At 69.4% G+C, this 14,969-nt stretch carries 12 protein-coding genes; 6 read left to right on the top strand and 6 right to left on the bottom strand.

From position 1 onward, the window contains the following. Window positions 1-171 precede the first annotated feature (171 nt). On the top strand, window positions 172-5,643 hold the full coding sequence (locus DQG15_RS10090; RefSeq protein ID WP_116084954.1) for an alpha-2-macroglobulin family protein: 5,472 nt from the start codon (window positions 172-174) through the stop codon (window positions 5,641-5,643). Continuing rightward, window positions 5,640-7,667, top strand: a complete 2,028-nt coding sequence (gene pbpC / locus DQG15_RS10085; protein WP_116084952.1) for a penicillin-binding protein 1C — start codon at window positions 5,640-5,642, stop codon at window positions 7,665-7,667. Before DQG15_RS10090 ends, pbpC begins: the two co-directional genes overlap by 4 nt. Before the next feature lie 59 nt (window positions 7,668-7,726). Here the strand turns inward: pbpC and DQG15_RS10080 are convergent, their stop codons facing one another. From DQG15_RS10080 to DQG15_RS10070, 3 genes are all read right to left on the bottom strand, one after another. Further along, window positions 7,727-8,173: a YaiI/YqxD family protein gene (locus DQG15_RS10080; RefSeq protein ID WP_116084951.1), complete on the bottom strand. Its 447-nt coding sequence runs from the start codon at window positions 8,171-8,173 to the stop codon at window positions 7,727-7,729. Beyond that, window positions 8,170-9,000, bottom strand: a complete 831-nt coding sequence (fghA, locus tag DQG15_RS10075; protein ID WP_116084949.1) for an S-formylglutathione hydrolase — start codon at window positions 8,998-9,000, stop codon at window positions 8,170-8,172. The genes DQG15_RS10080 and fghA overlap by 4 nt, the downstream gene beginning before the upstream one ends. A 65-nt stretch (window positions 9,001-9,065) precedes the next feature. Next, a complete protein-coding gene (locus DQG15_RS10070) occupies window positions 9,066-9,995 on the bottom strand; it encodes an AEC family transporter (RefSeq protein WP_116084947.1) in 930 nt (309 codons plus the stop codon). Between the two features lie 163 nt (window positions 9,996-10,158). Here DQG15_RS10070 and DQG15_RS10065 point away from each other — a divergent pair, with 163 nt between their 5' ends. Further along, window positions 10,159-10,341: a hypothetical protein gene (locus DQG15_RS10065; protein WP_116084946.1), complete on the top strand. Its 183-nt coding sequence runs from the start codon at window positions 10,159-10,161 to the stop codon at window positions 10,339-10,341. Between the two features lie 52 nt (window positions 10,342-10,393). After that, window positions 10,394-11,026 carry a TetR/AcrR family transcriptional regulator gene (locus DQG15_RS10060; protein ID WP_116084944.1) on the top strand — a complete coding sequence of 211 codons (633 nt, stop codon included), beginning with the start codon at window positions 10,394-10,396 and terminating at the stop codon, window positions 11,024-11,026. Window positions 11,027-11,089: 63 nt separating this feature from the next. Here DQG15_RS10060 and DQG15_RS10055 read toward each other — a convergent pair whose 3' ends face one another. From DQG15_RS10055 to DQG15_RS10045, 3 genes are all read right to left on the bottom strand, one after another. Continuing rightward, a complete protein-coding gene (locus tag DQG15_RS10055) occupies window positions 11,090-11,806 on the bottom strand; it encodes an NYN domain-containing protein (RefSeq protein WP_116084942.1) in 717 nt (238 codons plus the stop codon). 60 nt (window positions 11,807-11,866) lie between these two features. Beyond that, window positions 11,867-12,352: a GNAT family N-acetyltransferase gene (locus DQG15_RS10050; RefSeq protein ID WP_116084941.1), complete on the bottom strand. Its 486-nt coding sequence runs from the start codon at window positions 12,350-12,352 to the stop codon at window positions 11,867-11,869. A 241-nt stretch (window positions 12,353-12,593) separates the two neighbouring features. Continuing rightward, window positions 12,594-13,706, bottom strand: coding sequence for an S-(hydroxymethyl)glutathione dehydrogenase/class III alcohol dehydrogenase (locus DQG15_RS10045; RefSeq protein WP_116084939.1), 1,113 nt, complete (start codon window positions 13,704-13,706; stop codon window positions 12,594-12,596). 77 nt (window positions 13,707-13,783) lie between these two features. On the opposite strand from DQG15_RS10045, the gene DQG15_RS10040 reads away from it, so the two are divergent. Together DQG15_RS10040 and DQG15_RS10035 are read left to right on the top strand one after the other, a co-directional pair. Beyond that, a complete protein-coding gene (locus DQG15_RS10040; RefSeq protein ID WP_157968964.1) occupies window positions 13,784-14,155 on the top strand; it encodes an I78 family peptidase inhibitor in 372 nt (123 codons plus the stop codon). Window positions 14,156-14,229: 74 nt separating this feature from the next. Next, on the top strand, window positions 14,230-14,940 hold the full coding sequence (locus DQG15_RS10035; RefSeq protein ID WP_116084938.1) for a hypothetical protein: 711 nt from the start codon (window positions 14,230-14,232) through the stop codon (window positions 14,938-14,940). Window positions 14,941-14,969: the final 29 nt, after the last annotated feature.

The following is a 14,969-nucleotide window of genomic DNA, read 5'->3' as shown; positions in this document are numbered from 1 at the left end:
GAGAGACCGGAGCCCTGCCCGGCAGACAGGGGGGACTTGCCGGAAAGATGAACGTGCGGCGGCCCTGTTCCCAGAGGAAACCGTTGCCAGCGGGCGCGGCACTTGCGATCCTCCGCGCCGAGAGCGGCGCCCGGCCTTTCTGGCGCGGCCCGGATCATGGGAGGATCCGCCATGCTTCGCCCCATCCTTGCAACCTTCGCACTTGCCGCGCTGACCACGGGCGCCCTTGCGCAGGGACCGTCCGATGCGCCGCCGATCCCGGAGCGGCGCATTGTGGTCGAGGAGGGCACGGACTTTCCGGGCGGCGATCTGCGTTCGATCTTCGACACCACGTTCGAGGCGTGCCAGAGCGCCTGCGCGGCGGATGCCGAATGCGGCGCCTTCACCTTCAACACGCGCTCGAACTCGTGCTTCCCGAAACGATCGGTGGAGGGGCGGGCGCCCTATGAGGGCGCGCTCTCCGCGCGGCTCGTCGAGGCCGGCGCGGGCACCATCGCGCTGGCGGAGCGCAGGGCGTCGGATCTCGGCGATCTGCCCCGAAGCGACCTGGAGGCGGCACGGGAGGAGGCCCTCGCCCTGCCCCGCCGCTATCCCGCGACAGAGCGAGACGTGCCCGAGCTGATCGCTCTGGCGGCCGACGCGCGGAGCCGGAACGACACCGCAGCCGCCCTTGCCCTGACCGGCGAGGGGGCGGCGCGGACCGATCGCGCCGATCTCTGGCTCGACCATGCGAAGGCAGCCCTGGCTGCGGCGCAGGAAGACGACAATCCGCGGCAATACGCCCGGACAGCCATCAACGCCGCGCTGAACGCCTACCTGCGTTCGGACGAGCCTTCCCTCGGCGCCGCGGCGCTCGACACCCTCGCAGACGCGCTTGAGCAATCCGGCCGGGGGCGCGACACGATCCCGGTCCGTCGACTGGCGGGAGACCTCGCCCCCGACGAGGCGCGCGAGTCCGCCCTGAACGAGGCCATAGGCCAGTTCGGCTTCCGCATCACCGAAACGCGGGCCGAGAGCGATCCGGCCATGCCGCGGATCTGCGCCACCTTCTCCGACTCCCTCGCGCGGGGCGTCGATTTCGAACCCTACGTCCAGGTTCCGGGCACGTCGGTCACGGTCGAGGCCGAGGATCGGGACCTGTGTCTCGAGGGCGTCTCCCACGGAGAACGCTACAGCATCACCTTCCGCGCCGGTCTTCCCGCCGAAGACGGACAGACCATGGCCAAAGACGCGACGGTCACCCTCTACGTGCGGGACAGGACACCCGGCGTGCGCTTTCCGGGGCGGGCCTACGTGCTGCCGAAGACAGGCGATCCGGGCCTGCCGGTGGTCACGGTCAACCTCTCCGAAATTGACCTGACGCTCTACAGCATTCCGGATCGCAACCTGCGCGAACTGATGGTGGACGACCTGTTCGGCCGCAACCTCCAGCCGTGGAACGAGGAGGAGCTGCAAGGCACCCTCTCCGACTTGGTCTGGTCCGGTACGGGCGAGGTGGGCGAGGAGCTGAACGCGGACGTGACCACGCGGCTGCCCATGGGCGAGGCCATCGGCGCCCTGCCCGCCGGCCTCTATGCGCTGCAGGCAAAGGTTCCGGGCGCCGATCCCTACGATACGCCGCCCGCGACGCAATGGTTCGTCATCTCCGATATCGGATTGGCGACATATGAGGGGACGGACGGCACCCATGTCTTCGCCCGCTCGCTGGCCGAGGGAACACCGGCGGAGGGGCTGTCCGTTCAGCTCGTCTCCAGGTCGAACCGGGTTCTCGGCGAGGCGGAGACGGATGGCGCGGGTCACGCGGTCTTTGCGCCGGGCCTGTCGCAGGGCCGGGACGGGGCGGCGCCGGCTCTCGTCGTGGCCGAGGCGAGGACGGACGGAGGGGCCGAGGACATGGCGTTCCTCTCCCTCACCGATCCCGAATTCGACCTCGCCGATCGTGGCGTCGCCGGGCGCGACGCGCCGGGGCCCCTCGATGTGTTCCTGACCACGGACCGGGGCGCCTACCGCGCCGGCGAAACGGTGCATGCAACGGCCCTCGTCCGGGACGGACAGGCGGACGCGGTCCGTGATCTGCCGCTCACCGCGATCCTGATCCGGCCCGACGGCGTCGAGTACTCCCGCATCGCCTCCACGGACGGTGTCGCCGGCGGGCATGTCTTCGATCTTCCCGTCGCAGCGGCAGCGCCGCGCGGCACCTGGCGGCTCGATATTCATGTCGATCCGGATCGGCCGTCCCTTGCGAGCCAACCCCTGCTGGTGGAGGACTTCCTGCCCGAGCGGATCGACGTGACGCCCAGCCTGCCGGACGGGCCCCTCGCGCTGGACGGGCGGCCGCCGCTCCGGGTCCAGGCGGACTACCTGTTCGGTGCGCCGGGGGCGGACCTGTCCGTCGAGGGCGAGGTGCTCATCGCCGCGAGACGGACGCTGGACGATTGGCCGGGCTACGTCTTCGGGCAGCCCGATGACAGCTTCTCCGGTCGTGCGGCCTCCCTCGCGCCGGCCCGGACGGGCGCGGACGGGGCGGTGGCGATCCCCCTCGAGTTCCCCGATTTCGTGCCGCCGCCGCTTCCGCTCGAAGCGCGGGTGACGGTGCGCGTGACCGAAGGGTCCGGGCGCCCGGTCGAGCGACGGATCACGGCCCCCATCGAGCGCGAGGCGCCGGTGATCGGCATCCGAACGCGCTTCGACGAGACGGCCCCGGAGGGTGGCCCCGCCGGGTTCGACGTGATCGCGGTCGGCCCCGAAGGCGCACCGGTTCCGATGCAGGCGGAGTGGGCGCTGAACCGCCTCGAAACGCAGTACCAGTGGTATTCCGAATACGGCGACTGGTCCTGGGAGCCGGTGACGCGCCGGGTGCGGGTCGCAACCGGACAGGTCGCGCTCGGAGAGGAGCCTGCCGGCATAGATGCCCCCGTCGAATGGGGGCAGTACGAGCTGGTGGTGGAGCGAACGGACGGGGCCTATGCCGCCGCCTCCGCGGAGTTCAGCGCAGGGTGGTATGCCGCGGCCGACGCCTCCGAGACGCCGGACATGCTCGAAGTCTCGCTCGACCGGGAGCGCTATGCCGAAGGCGACACCGCGCGCCTGCGCATCGTGCCGCGCTTCGACGGCACCGCCCTCGTGACGGTGCTGACGAACCGTTTGGTCGGGATGGAAACCGTCGCGGCGAAGGCCGGGGAAGAGACCGTCATCGAGCTTCCGGTGACGGAGGAATGGGGCGCCGGCGCCTATGTCGCGGCGTCCCTCGTGCGGGGCGTGTCGGAAACGGAAGGCCGCGATCCGGTGCGCGCGCTCGGCCTTGCCCACGCCTCCGTCGATCCCGGATCCCGTGCGCTCGCGGCAACCATCGAGGCGCCGGAGACGGCGCGCCCGCGGACGCCACTCGACGTTGCCCTGAGCGTGACGGGGGTCGCCCCCGGCGAGACCGCCTATGCCACGATCGCCGCGGTCGACCAGGGTATCCTGAACCTCACCTCCTTCGAGGCGCCGGACCCGCGCGAGTACTATTTCGGGCAGCAGCGCCTCGGCGTGGCCCTGCGTGACATCTACGGCCGCCTGATCGACGGGCGGACGGGAGAGATGGGCGCGCTCCGATCCGGCGGCGATGCGATGGCGCAGCTGCGAATGCAGGCGCCACCGCCGCAGGAGGAACTGGTCGCCTATTTCTCCGGCCCCGTCGAAGTCGGCGAGGACGGCACGGCCCGCGCGACGTTCGACATGCCGAGCTTCAACGGACAGGTGAAACTGATGGCCGTCGTATGGTCGGCGTCGGGTGTGGGGTCGGCCGAGGCCGAGGTTCTGGTGCGCGATCCGGTGGTGGTGAATGCGGGCCTGCCCCGCTTCATGGCGCCGGGGGACACGTCGCGCCTGCGGCTTGAGGTCACTCATGCGGAGGGGCCCACAGGCACCGCCCGGGTCAGGGTTACGGCGGAGGGAGCGTCGCTCGATCTGCCCGATGATTTCGGTGAGGTCGAGCTGGCCGAGGGGCAGTCGCGCGTGATCGAGATCCCGGTGACGGCCGGCGATCCGGGTCTGGCGACGATCGAGGTCTCGCTCCTGCCACCCGGCGCCGAGACCTGGCTGGACAAGCCGCTGACCCTGCCGGTCGAGGTGAACGATCCCGAGATCGCACGCCGCACCCGCCTCTCCCTCGCGCCCGGCCAGACGCTGACGCTCGGGGCCGACGCCTTCGCCGGGTTCGTCCCCGGCACCGGCACCGCGACCGTCGCGCTGGGTCCCGTTGCCCGGTTCGATGCGCCGGGTCTTCTGACGGCGCTCGGCCGATACCCCTACGGCTGCACTGAGCAGGTGGTGAGCGCCGCCATGCCGCTGCTCTACTTCTCCGAGATGGCGTCGATGCTGGATCTGCCGGGGCAGGAGCCGGTGCAGGAGCGGATCGAGAGGGCCGTGACGCGCACCCTCGCCCGCCAATCCGCCAGCGGCGGTTTCGGGCTGTGGCAGCCGGTGGACGGCAATCTCTGGCTGGGTGCCTATGCGACGGACTTTCTCTCCCGCGCCCGCGCTGGCGGGATCGACGTTCCGGAGGAAGCCTTCACCCGCGCCCTCGACAATCTTCAGAACCAGGTCAACATCGCCCCCGATTTCGACGCCGACACGAACGAGGGCGGAGCCGATCTGGCCTATGCGCTCATGGTCCTGGCGCGGGAGGGCAAGGCCGCCATCGGCGATCTGCGCTACTATGCCGATGCAAAGGGGCGGGACTTCGGGACACCCCTCGCCGCGGCCCAGATCGGCGCGGCGCTGGCGATGTATGGCGACCCGGAGCGCGCGGATGCAATGTTCGCCCGCGCCGCCTCGATGCTGGACCCGGTAGAGGAGCCGGAGCGCGCGGTCTGGCGGAGCGATTACGGCACAAGCCTGCGCGACGCGGCCGGCGTTCTCGCCCTTGCCGCCGGCGCCGGGAGCGAGGCGGTCGACACGGACGCCCTCGCTGCCCGTGTCACGGCGCCGGGCCGGACCCGATCGACGCAGGAAGCCGTGTGGACGCTCCTGGCCGCCCGGGCGGTCGGCGATGCCGTCGCCGCCTCCGGCCTCGAGGTGAACGGCTCCCCCGCGGGCGATGCCCTTGTCCGGGTGCTGGAGGACGACGCGGCCCGCTCCCCCCTGACCGTCACGAATGGCGGCAGCACCGAGACGGACATCACGCTCACGGCCTTCGGCGTTCCGGAGGCGGACGAGCCGGAGGGCGGCTCCGGCTACCGGATCGAGCGGGAGTACTACACGACCGAGGGTGCGCCCGCCGATCCGTCCACCGTGGCGCAGGGGGAGCGGCTCGTCGCCGTCCTGACCGTGACGCCCTTCGGGGATCAGGAAGCGCGGCTGATGGTCGACGATCCGCTGCCCGCCGGCTTCGAGATCGACAATCCGAACCTCCTCCGCGGTGGGGACATCCGGGAACTTCCCTGGCTGGAGCCTGCCGAGACGCAGCATGCGGAGTTCCGGGAGGATCGGTTCCTCGCGCAGGTGGACTGGCGGTCCGGCGATCCGTTCCGCATCGCCTACATCGTCCGCGCCGTCTCCCCCGGCACCTACCGTCACCCCGCCGCGCTGGTCGAGGACATGTATCGGCCCGAGTTCCGCGGGCGCACCGGCGTTGGAACCGTCACGGTGACCGAGTGAGGAAAGCCGCCCTTGGCCTTGCGGGTCTCGCCCTCGTGCTGGGCCTCGGGGCGGGTCTGCGGGACGGGCTCGATCGCTGGGTGGATCGTACGGTCCTGCCGCCCCTGACGGCCGAGCTGTCCCGGGAAGTGCTGGACCGCGAAGGCCGCCTGATGCGCGCCTATACGGTGGCGGACGGGCGCTGGCGCCTGGGGGCCGGCGCGCCCGACGTCGATCCGCTCTACATCGCGATGCTGACCGCCTACGAGGACAGGCGGTTCCGCGATCACCCCGGCATCGATGCCCGCGCCATGCTCCGCGCGGCCCTCTCCGCCGTTAAAGCGGGCCACGTGGTCTCAGGCGGCTCGACCCTGACGATGCAGGCGGCGCGCCTTCTGGAGGAGAGCGGGACGGGGCGGTGGGCCGGCAAGATCAGGCAGGCCCGGGTGGCGCTTGCCCTGGAGCGGCGAATGTCCAAGGACGAGGTTCTGCGCCTCTATCTCGACCGGGCGCCGTTCGGCGGGAACCTCGAAGGCGTGCGCGCGGCGACGCTGGCATGGTTCGGCAAGGAGCCGCGCCGCCTGACCCCGGCGGAGGCCGCGCTCCTCGTCGCTCTGCCGCAATCCCCTGAGGCCCGCCGCCCGGACCGCGATCCCGCTGCCGCGCGCGCCGCCCGAGACCGGGTCCTGCTGCACGCGGTCCGGGCGGGTGTGCTGAACGCAGAGGCCGCGGAGGCGGCGATGCGAAGCCCCGTGCCCACAAGGCGTCGCGCCTTCCCCGCCCATGCGCCGCATTTGGCGGATCGGCTCAGGGGCGAAGATCCATCGGCGCAGACGATACGCACCTCCCTCGACCTCGACCTGCAGACCCGCCTCGAGACCCTCGCCACGCGCGCCGCACGGGACGGGGGCGACCGGCTGTCCGCGGCAATCCTCGTGGCCGATCATCGTACCGGCGAGGTCCTCGCCAGCGTCGGTTCCGCCGGATACCTCTCGGTGCGCCGCGGCGGCGCGGTGGACATGACGCGCGCCGTCCGCTCCCCCGGGTCGACGCTGAAGCCGCTGATCTACGGCCTCGCCTTCGCCCGCGGCCTCGCTCATCCCGAGACGCTGATCGAGGACCGCCCCACCACCTTCGCCGGCGGCTATGCCCCGACCAATTTCGACGGCGCCTGGCGCGGCACGATCCGCGTGCGGCAGGCCCTTCAGCTCTCGCTCAACATTCCGGCCGTTGCGCTGACCGAAGCCGTCGGCCCCGCTCGCCTCCTCGCGCATCTGCGCCGCGCCGGGGCCTCCCCTCGCCTGCCCGGCGGCGAGCCCGGTCTTGCGGTGGCCCTGGGCGGCGTGGGGCTCTCGCTCGAGGACCTAGTGCGCCTCTACGGGGCGCTGGGGCGCGGCGGACGGGAGATGCCGCTGAGCTACGGTACAGCCGTGCCGTCGCAGGGGCGTGAGGTGCTGCCCGAGGGCGCAGCCTGGCAGGTGGGGCATATCCTCTCCGGCATCGCACCGCCCCCGGCCGCCCCGCGCATCCGCCTCGCCTACAAGACCGGCACGAGCTACGGCCACCGGGACGCCTGGGCCATCGGATATGACGGGCGTCACGTGATCGGGGTCTGGCTCGGGCGGCCGGACGGAACGCCGGTGCCGGGCGCATTCGGCGGCGATCTCGCCGCGCCGATCCTGTTCGAGGCGTTCGGGCGCCTGAAACCCCGGACGGACCCCCTGCCCCAGCCGCCGTCCTCCGTGCTTCTCGGACCGGATCTTCCCGCGCCCCTTCGCCGCTTCGGAGCCGAAGGGGGGCCGGAGGCGGACGCGCCGCAGCTGTCTTTCCCGCGCGATGGAACGGAAATCGAGGCAGAGGGACTGCTGGTTCTGAAGGTGCGTGACGGGACGCCGCCCTTCACGTGGCTGGCAGGCGGCGCGCCCGTCGCGACCGGGGAGCACCGCCGGGAAACCGTGATCGACGCGCCCGGCCCAGGGTTCCTGTCCCTCTCGGTGATCGACGCGGAGGGGCGAGCCGCGCGGGCGGAAGTGTTCCTGAGGTAGGCGGGGCAGGCCCTAGTCAGACCGGCCGTTCAGCCGGGCCTCGGCCGTCTTCGATCGCCCTACCCGGCCGCCTTCCGCAACGCCTGATCGAGCGCCGCCGAGAACCGCGCGCGGTCCGCCTTGGAGAACGGGCGCCCGCCCCCCTGCCGCAAGGGATCGGCCGAGCGCAGGTCGGTCATGAGGTCCCGCGTCGCGAGGACGTTGCCGATGTTGCGCTCCGTCAGCGCCTCGCCGTCCGGCTTGAGGACCGCCGCGCCGCGGGCCACGCAATCGGATGCGAGCGGAATATCCGCGGTCACCACGATATCGCCCTTCCCCGCGCGCTCAGAGATCCAGCGATCCGCGACGTCGAGCCCCTCATCCACATACACCACCTCGATCAGAGGATTGGCCGACGGCCTGAGCCCGCCGTTGCAGACGATCTTCATCTCGGCCCCGTGCCGCGTGGCCGCCCGCTCGCATTCGGCTTTCACGGGGCAGGCATCCCCGTCCACGTAGATGGTCACGGCAGCAGGGCCGCGGCGTGGAAGGCCAGGTGATCCTCGATGAAGGACGAGACGAAGAAGTAGGAATGGTCGTAGCCCGGCTGCATCCGGAACGTCCCGTGCTGGCGCTTCGATGCGATCGCTTCGGCCAGCGCCTCCGGCTTCAGCTTGTCGAGGAACTGATCCTGCGTCCCCTGGTCGACGAGCACCGGTCCGTTGAAGCCGACATCGCGCATCAGGAGCGTCGCATCGGCCTTCGCGTGGGCCGCCGGATCGTCACCGAGATAGGCGGCGAGCTGCCGCTGCCCCCATTCGGACTGCGTCGTGTGCGCCATCGGCGCGAACGCGGAGACGGAGGCGAAGCGGTCCTCCAGCGTCATCGCGAGGGTCAGCGCGCCGTGCCCGCCCATGCTGTGCCCGGTGATGGACTGCCGGTTCTTCTCGATCGGGAAGCGATCCACCACGAGACGGGGCAGCTCCTCGGCGACATAGGTTCGCATCTGGAAATGCTCGGCCCACGGCCCCTCGGTCGCATCGACGTAGAAGCCCGCGCCCTGCCCCATGTCGAAGCTCTCGTCATCGGCCACGCCCTCGCCGCGCGGCGAGGTGTCCGGAAAGACGACGGCAATGCCGTGCCGGGCGGCGAAGGCCTGCGCGCCGGCCTTGGTCATCGCGTTTTCATGGGTGCAGGTCAGGCCGGAGAGAAACCACAGGACCGGCACCTTGCCGAACTCCGCCTGCGGCGGTTGGTAGAGGCCGAAGGTCATCTCGGTTCCGGTCGCCTCCGACGTGTGCCGGTACACCCCCTGGCAGCCGCCGAAGCTGCGGTTCTCGGACAAGGTTTCCATTACGCGTCGCTCCATCCCGATATCACCCTTCGCGGCGTAACGACCGTCCGCCTGCCGGGCAAGCCTCAGCCCGCCGCGGCGAGGGCGACAATCGCAGGAATGGTGAGAATCGAGGCGATGGTGGAGACGAGGATCGCCGTGGACGCACGAGCTGGCGCGACCTTGTAGTGCTGCGCGAGCATGTAGACGTTGCCGGCGACCGGCAGCGCGGCGGCGGAGATCATCACGCCCGCCGCGTAGCGATCGACCTCGAAGACGACCAGCGCCATGACAGCGACCGCCGCGGGATGGAGCAGAAGCTTGCAGACCGAGAGCCAGGTGGCGACGCTGAGCCGCTCCGCGCTTTTGTGCGCCAGGGATCCGCCTATGACGAAGAGCGCGCAGGGCGTTGCCGCCGCCCCGAGGATGCGGACGATCTCCGCCACGGGATCCGGCAGGGGCACGCGGAGCCCCGCGAGGATGAAGCCCACGCCGATGGCGACCACCATCGGGTTGCGGAAGGGTTCGAGAAGCGCGCGTCCGATGACGGCCGGCGTCAGCCCACCGCCCCGGCTCGCACTGAGCAGGATCACGAAGAGCGTCGCGAATACCAGCAGGTCCACCGCCAGCATCATCAAGAGCGGCCCGATCGCGGCTTCGCCGAGGAGGAGCGTCAGCATCGGGATGCCGAGAAAGCCGGTATTTCCGATCACCGCGATCTGCGATTCCACGGCGGCCTCCGCCATGCCCCGCCGCCGCATCACAGCGGCGCCCGTGGCGGCAGCATAGACCAGCGCCGTGCCGAACAGGTAGGCAGCCACGAAGGACCAGGAGAAGACCTCACCGATCTGAAGGTCCGCGGCGAAGCCGATGAGCATGGCCGGGAGCGCGAAGAAGAAGACGAACCGCGTCAGCGCGTCGTTGGCGGCGCGGGAATAGAACCCCGACCGACCGGCGAAAAAGCCGATACCGACGAGGCCGAAGAACGGGAGCGTCTGGAGGAAGATCGCGATCATGGCTGCACCCGGCGGTAGCACGGGCGGGGAGGGCTCGCCAGCGCGGCCCCTCCGAGGGTGCGTCAAAAAGGTAAACCGATTGGTTCACTTCTCCCCTTGCACGGATCGCCGCGACGTATATCTGAACTGTCGAGTTTAGTTTTCGGTCAAAGGAGATCCTGCCATGAAAGCCCTCAAGCCCCTCGTTCTCGCCCTCGTCCTCGGCGGAGCCGCCTCCGCCGCCAGCGCCGGCCCGCTCACGATCAGCCTGCCGCACCTCACTTGGCCGCACGGCGAAAGCCAGAGCGTGTCCCCTGCCCCCGCCGTGAGCCGTGATGTCACGGTCGAGGTCCGACCCGCAGGCTGACCCTTGCCGAACAGGGCTCCGGATCACTATCTTCCGGTAGAAGGAGGACCTCATGAACGCGCCCACCGGAAAGATCAGACGAGGCCGGAAGTACGATCAGGTGATCGACGGCGCGCGCCGGGTCTTCCTGCGGGACGGGTTTGAGGGCGCGAGCGTCGATGACATCGCGCGGGAGGCCGGGGTCAGCAAGGCGACGCTCTACAGCTACTTCCCCGACAAACGCCTCCTGTTCATCGAGATCGGCATCGGCGAATGCCAGATGCAGACCGCGGACGCGATGTGCGAGGTGGACCTGTCCGCCGCGCCGGGAGAAGTGCTGACGCTGGCGGCCACCCGCCTCGTCGCCTTCTTCACGTCCCCCTTCGGGGCCAACCTCTTCCGGACCTGCGTCGCCGAGTGCCAGCGCTTCCCGGAGCTCGGCAACCAGTTCTACGCTTCGGGCCCGCAGCGCGTCCGCGGAATCCTGATGGAATACATCGCCGCGGCCGAGGAGCGGGGAGAACTGCTGGTGGAGGATCATTCCCTCGCCGCGGACCAGTTCATCGAGCTGTGCAAGGCGGATCTCTTCTCGCGACTGATGGCTGGGCTCTGCACCGGCTTCGACGAAGCGGAGCGGGAGCGGGTGGTCAACGGCGCCGTCGAGATGTTCCTCGCTCGCTACGGCACCGCCGCAAAGGGGAGCTGACGCGCGCCAAGCGAGCCGCCTCCCCTATCGTGATGCAGGACCCGTCCGGCCGAACCGCCGCTCTCAGTCGATCCGGCGAACGAGAAGCTGGTTGTTCGTGCCGCGACGCGTTTCGAAGAGCTTGATCGCCTGAACGAGGTCGGACAGCTTCTTCTTGCCGTAGGTCCGGACGTCGAAATCGGGATTTGCGGCCATGATGAACTGGCCGAGCTGGCCGAGCTGATACCAGTCGTCGTCCTGCTCGATCCCATCCATCGCCCTCAGAAACAGATCCCGCGCATCCGTCGCCGGGCGCGTCTCCGATGCCTTTGCCTGCTCCTGCTTGTCCGGCGTGTCGGGCAGCGCGCCGATGTTCTCGAGGAAGATGAACCGGCGGCAAGCCTTTCGGAACGCGTCCGGCGTCTTCTTCTGGCCGATGCCGTAGACGTCGAGACCCTGCTCGCGAATGCGGCTGGCGAGGCGGGTGAAGTCACTGTCCGAGGACACGACGACGAAGCCGTCGAAGCGCCCGGTATGCATCAGGTCCATCGCGTCGATCACGAGGCTGATGTCGGAGCTGTTCTTGCCCACCGTGTTGGCCGGAGAGTGGTGCGGGACGAGGCCGTGATCCGCCTGAACCCGGTTCCAGCCGGACATCTGCTGGCTCGAGAAGTCGCCGTAGCAGCGGCGCACGCTGGCCTCCCCGAGCGTGGCGATCTCGTCGAAGATCGCGCCCGCGTGCTTGGGGGAGGTGTTGTCCGCATCGATGAGGACGGCGAGGAGGGGTCTATCTTCGGCCATGGCCCCCCGTAACGCGCCCGTCGCATCCGCGAAAGCTCTTTCGCACCCGATGCGCGGGCGTCAGAGCGTCTTGTGCAGAATGAGCGCGTCGCAGACGGTCCCGTCGGGCAGCCGGAAGCCTTGCGGAATGCGCCCGATCACGCTGAAGCCGCTCATGGTCCACAGCGTGACGGCCCTGGCATTGGCCTCGACGACGAAGTTGAACTGCATCGCGGCATAGCCCGCCTCGGTCGCCTCGGCGAGAACGCGGTCGAGCAGCCGCCGGGCGATACCCTGCCCGCGGTGGGCGGAGGAGGTGACGAAGCCCGCGTTGGCGACATGGGATCCGCCACCCGCCGCATTCGGCCGAAGGTACGCCGTTCCGACGATCTCCCCGTCCAGTTCAGCCACCAGCGCCACTTGCCCGCCGAACCAGTAGGCCATCGCATCGGCCTCGGTAATCTCGGGATCAATGGCGTAGGTATCCCCGGCGCGAAACACCGGCTTCAGGAGCGACCAGACGACGGCCCTGTCGGCGTCCCCGGCGCGGCGGATGGTCATTGTCATGGGGCGTTGTATCCTGTGGGGAGGTCGAGCGTCTCGGGGCACCGGTCGCCGCAGCATGCGTGTACGCCGCTATTGGATGCCGATGAGGATGGCCTCGGACGCGAAGAGGAGTCCCGGACGCGATAGGCCCGGGACGCTCGGCAATCGCCCCCGGGCAGGTCGCGGTAGAGCCAGGTCGTACCCGCCCTCCGCGCTCCCGTCCCGAGGATGATGGTGCCGGTTGCAGGCGTCATGCCTGCGATCAGTAGACCACGACCGAGCGGATCGACTCGCCCGCGTGCATCAGCTCGAAGCCCTTGTTGATCTCCTCGAGCTTGAGGTGGTGCGTGATCATCGGATCGATCTCGATCTTGCCGTCCATGTACCAGTCGACGATCTTCGGCACATCGGTCCGGCCGCGCGCGCCGCCGAAGGCGGAACCGCGCCAGGACCGGCCGGTGACGAGCTGGAACGGACGGGTGGAAATTTCCTGACCCGCTCCGGCGACGCCGATGATGATGCTCTCGCCCCAGCCCTTGTGCGCACATTCGAGCGCTTGGCGCATGACCTTGGTGTTGCCGATGCACTCGAAGCTGTAGTCGGCGCCGCCGCCGGTGAGGTCCACGAGATAGGGAACGAGATCGCCCTCGACTTCGCTGGGATTGACGAAGTGCGTCATGCCGAAGCGCTCGGCCATCTCCTTCTTGTCGTTGTTCAGGTCCACGCCGACGATCTTGTTCGCGCCGACCATCCGCAGACCCTGGATCACGTTCAGACCGATGCCGCCGAGGCCGAACACGACGCAGTTGGAGCCGGGCTCGACCTTGGCGGTGTTGACCACTGCGCCGATGCCGGTGGTGACGCCGCACCCGATGTAGCAGATCTTGTCGAACGGAGCGTCCTCACGGACCTTCGCCACCGCGATTTCCGGCAACACCGTGAAGTTCGAGAAGGTGGAGCAGCCCATGTAATGCAGGATCGGATCGCCGTCTTCGGTGGTGAAGCGGCTCGTTCCGTCCGGCATCAGGCCCTGCCCCTGGGTCGTCCTGACGGATTGGCAGAGGTTCGTCTTGGGGTTCAGACAGTATTCACATTCGCGGCACTCGGGCGTGTAGAGCGGGATGACGTGGTCGCCCGGTTTCACCGAGGTGACGCCGCGTCCGACCTCGCGCACGATACCGGCGCCCTCGTGGCCGAGGATCGCGGGGAAATTCCCTTCAGGATCGTCTCCTGAGCGGGTGAACTCGTCCGTGTGACACAGCCCGGTGGCCATGATCTCGACGAGGACTTCTCCGTCCCGCGGTCCTTCGAGGTTGACCGTCATCACTTCAAGCGGTGCTCCGGCCTTCAATGCTACTGCCGCGCGTGTTTTCATGTTCGTTTCCCTCTGCCGCCGTTCTAGCTAAGGCATGGCTGAGACGACGCTTGAAAGCAACCAACGACGAGGCACGAATGAGACGCTGCGCACTACCCATCGTGATCGCTTCCACCGCGATCCTCGGGGCCTGCACATCTTCGATCATCGATGAGGGATCGGACATGCCCCCTTCCGGATCGACCTTCGACCCCACGACGCCGCCGGCGACGGGAAGCGGCATCGACCAGTCCCGCAGCGGCCTCGAAACGCGGGAGCCGGATACCTGCCAGATCGATGAGTTCAGGAGCTTCACAGGTCAGCCGGCAACCGTGGCGGAGTCCAGCGTGTCCGGGCGCCCGGTCCGCGTGATCCCGCCGGATGCCATAGTGACGCAGGATTACCTGCCCCGCCGCGTGAACTTCTTCACCGACGGCGCGGGAACGGTGGTGCGCGTCACGTGCGGCTGATGCCGCCAGCGAAGGGCCGGGAGCCGCGTCCGCGCGCTCTTGCCCCCGGCCTGCGCGCGGGTAGGCTCCGCGGCATGAGACACACCACGCTTCGCCAGCTCTTCGCCGTGCTCGCCGTCTCCGCGGCCGCCCTCCCGGCCGTCGCCCAGCAGACGGAACGTCCGCCGCGTCCGGAGTTCCTGTCCGCCATGGGGCTCCTCGAGACCGACCGGGCCGAGATCACGGACGCGATAAGCGATCTCGACGTGGACCAGCCGTTCGCGCTCGAGGTGCCGAGGGCCGAGGGCGTCGTGGTGCAGGAGGACCCCGGACCGGCCCGGCTCTTCGCGGTCAATTTCCTGACCGAGGATGGCGCCTTCATCGAAAGCCTGTCGATCACCGGAGCACAGATCGAGGCGGAGGATGAGGACGGGCGCCAGTTCGCCCTCGCCAACCTTCTCGTCCTGCGCAGCTTTCCGGCCCTTAGGGACGTGTTCCCGGATGCCGAGATCCTGGCGTTCGGCCCCGCCGAATTCGAAGGGTTCGATGCAGTGCAGATGGTGGGGCGTTTCACCGAGCCGCAGGCCGGGGAGATCCTGTTCCGCCATGTCGGTCTCATGAAGCCGGACGGCACCGATGCGCTGGTCGCGATCTCCAACATCCGGCCGGCGATGATGCCGGTGGCGAACGATGACCAGTTCGCGGATACCTATAGCGGGTGGACCCTGGGCACGCTGGAATTCCTCGACCCGGGTCCCGATGCTCAGACGGAAGACGCCCCCGAAGACGGCACGGACACGGACTGACGGCAGACTGGCGCCGAATCGCCCCCCGG

It is taken from the genome of Tropicimonas sp. IMCC34011 (genome assembly GCF_003390865.1).
Lineage (GTDB): Bacteria > Pseudomonadota > Alphaproteobacteria > Rhodobacterales > Rhodobacteraceae > Tropicimonas_B.
This window is presented reverse-complemented; position numbering and strand designations above follow the sequence as displayed.

What these genes read in the sequence shown, in the direction of transcription:
- DQG15_RS10035 (WP_116084938.1), top strand. Translation starts at nt 14,230, where the DNA reads ATGAGACACACCACGCTTCGCCAGCTCTTCGCCGTGCTCGCCGTCTCC.
- DQG15_RS10055 (WP_116084942.1), bottom strand. Translation starts at nt 11,806, where the DNA reads ATGGCCGAAGATAGACCCCTCCTCGCCGTCCTCATCGATGCGGACAAC.
- DQG15_RS10040 (WP_157968964.1), top strand. Translation starts at nt 13,784, where the DNA reads ATGAGACGCTGCGCACTACCCATCGTGATCGCTTCCACCGCGATCCTC.
- DQG15_RS10050 (WP_116084941.1), bottom strand. Translation starts at nt 12,352, where the DNA reads ATGACAATGACCATCCGCCGCGCCGGGGACGCCGACAGGGCCGTCGTC.
- DQG15_RS10070 (WP_116084947.1), bottom strand. Translation starts at nt 9,995, where the DNA reads ATGATCGCGATCTTCCTCCAGACGCTCCCGTTCTTCGGCCTCGTCGGT.
- DQG15_RS10045 (WP_116084939.1), bottom strand. Translation starts at nt 13,706, where the DNA reads ATGAAAACACGCGCGGCAGTAGCATTGAAGGCCGGAGCACCGCTTGAA.
- DQG15_RS10090 (WP_116084954.1), top strand. Translation starts at nt 172, where the DNA reads ATGCTTCGCCCCATCCTTGCAACCTTCGCACTTGCCGCGCTGACCACG.
- DQG15_RS10065 (WP_116084946.1), top strand. Translation starts at nt 10,159, where the DNA reads ATGAAAGCCCTCAAGCCCCTCGTTCTCGCCCTCGTCCTCGGCGGAGCC.
- fghA (WP_116084949.1), bottom strand. Translation starts at nt 9,000, where the DNA reads ATGGAAACCTTGTCCGAGAACCGCAGCTTCGGCGGCTGCCAGGGGGTG.
- DQG15_RS10060 (WP_116084944.1), top strand. Translation starts at nt 10,394, where the DNA reads ATGAACGCGCCCACCGGAAAGATCAGACGAGGCCGGAAGTACGATCAG.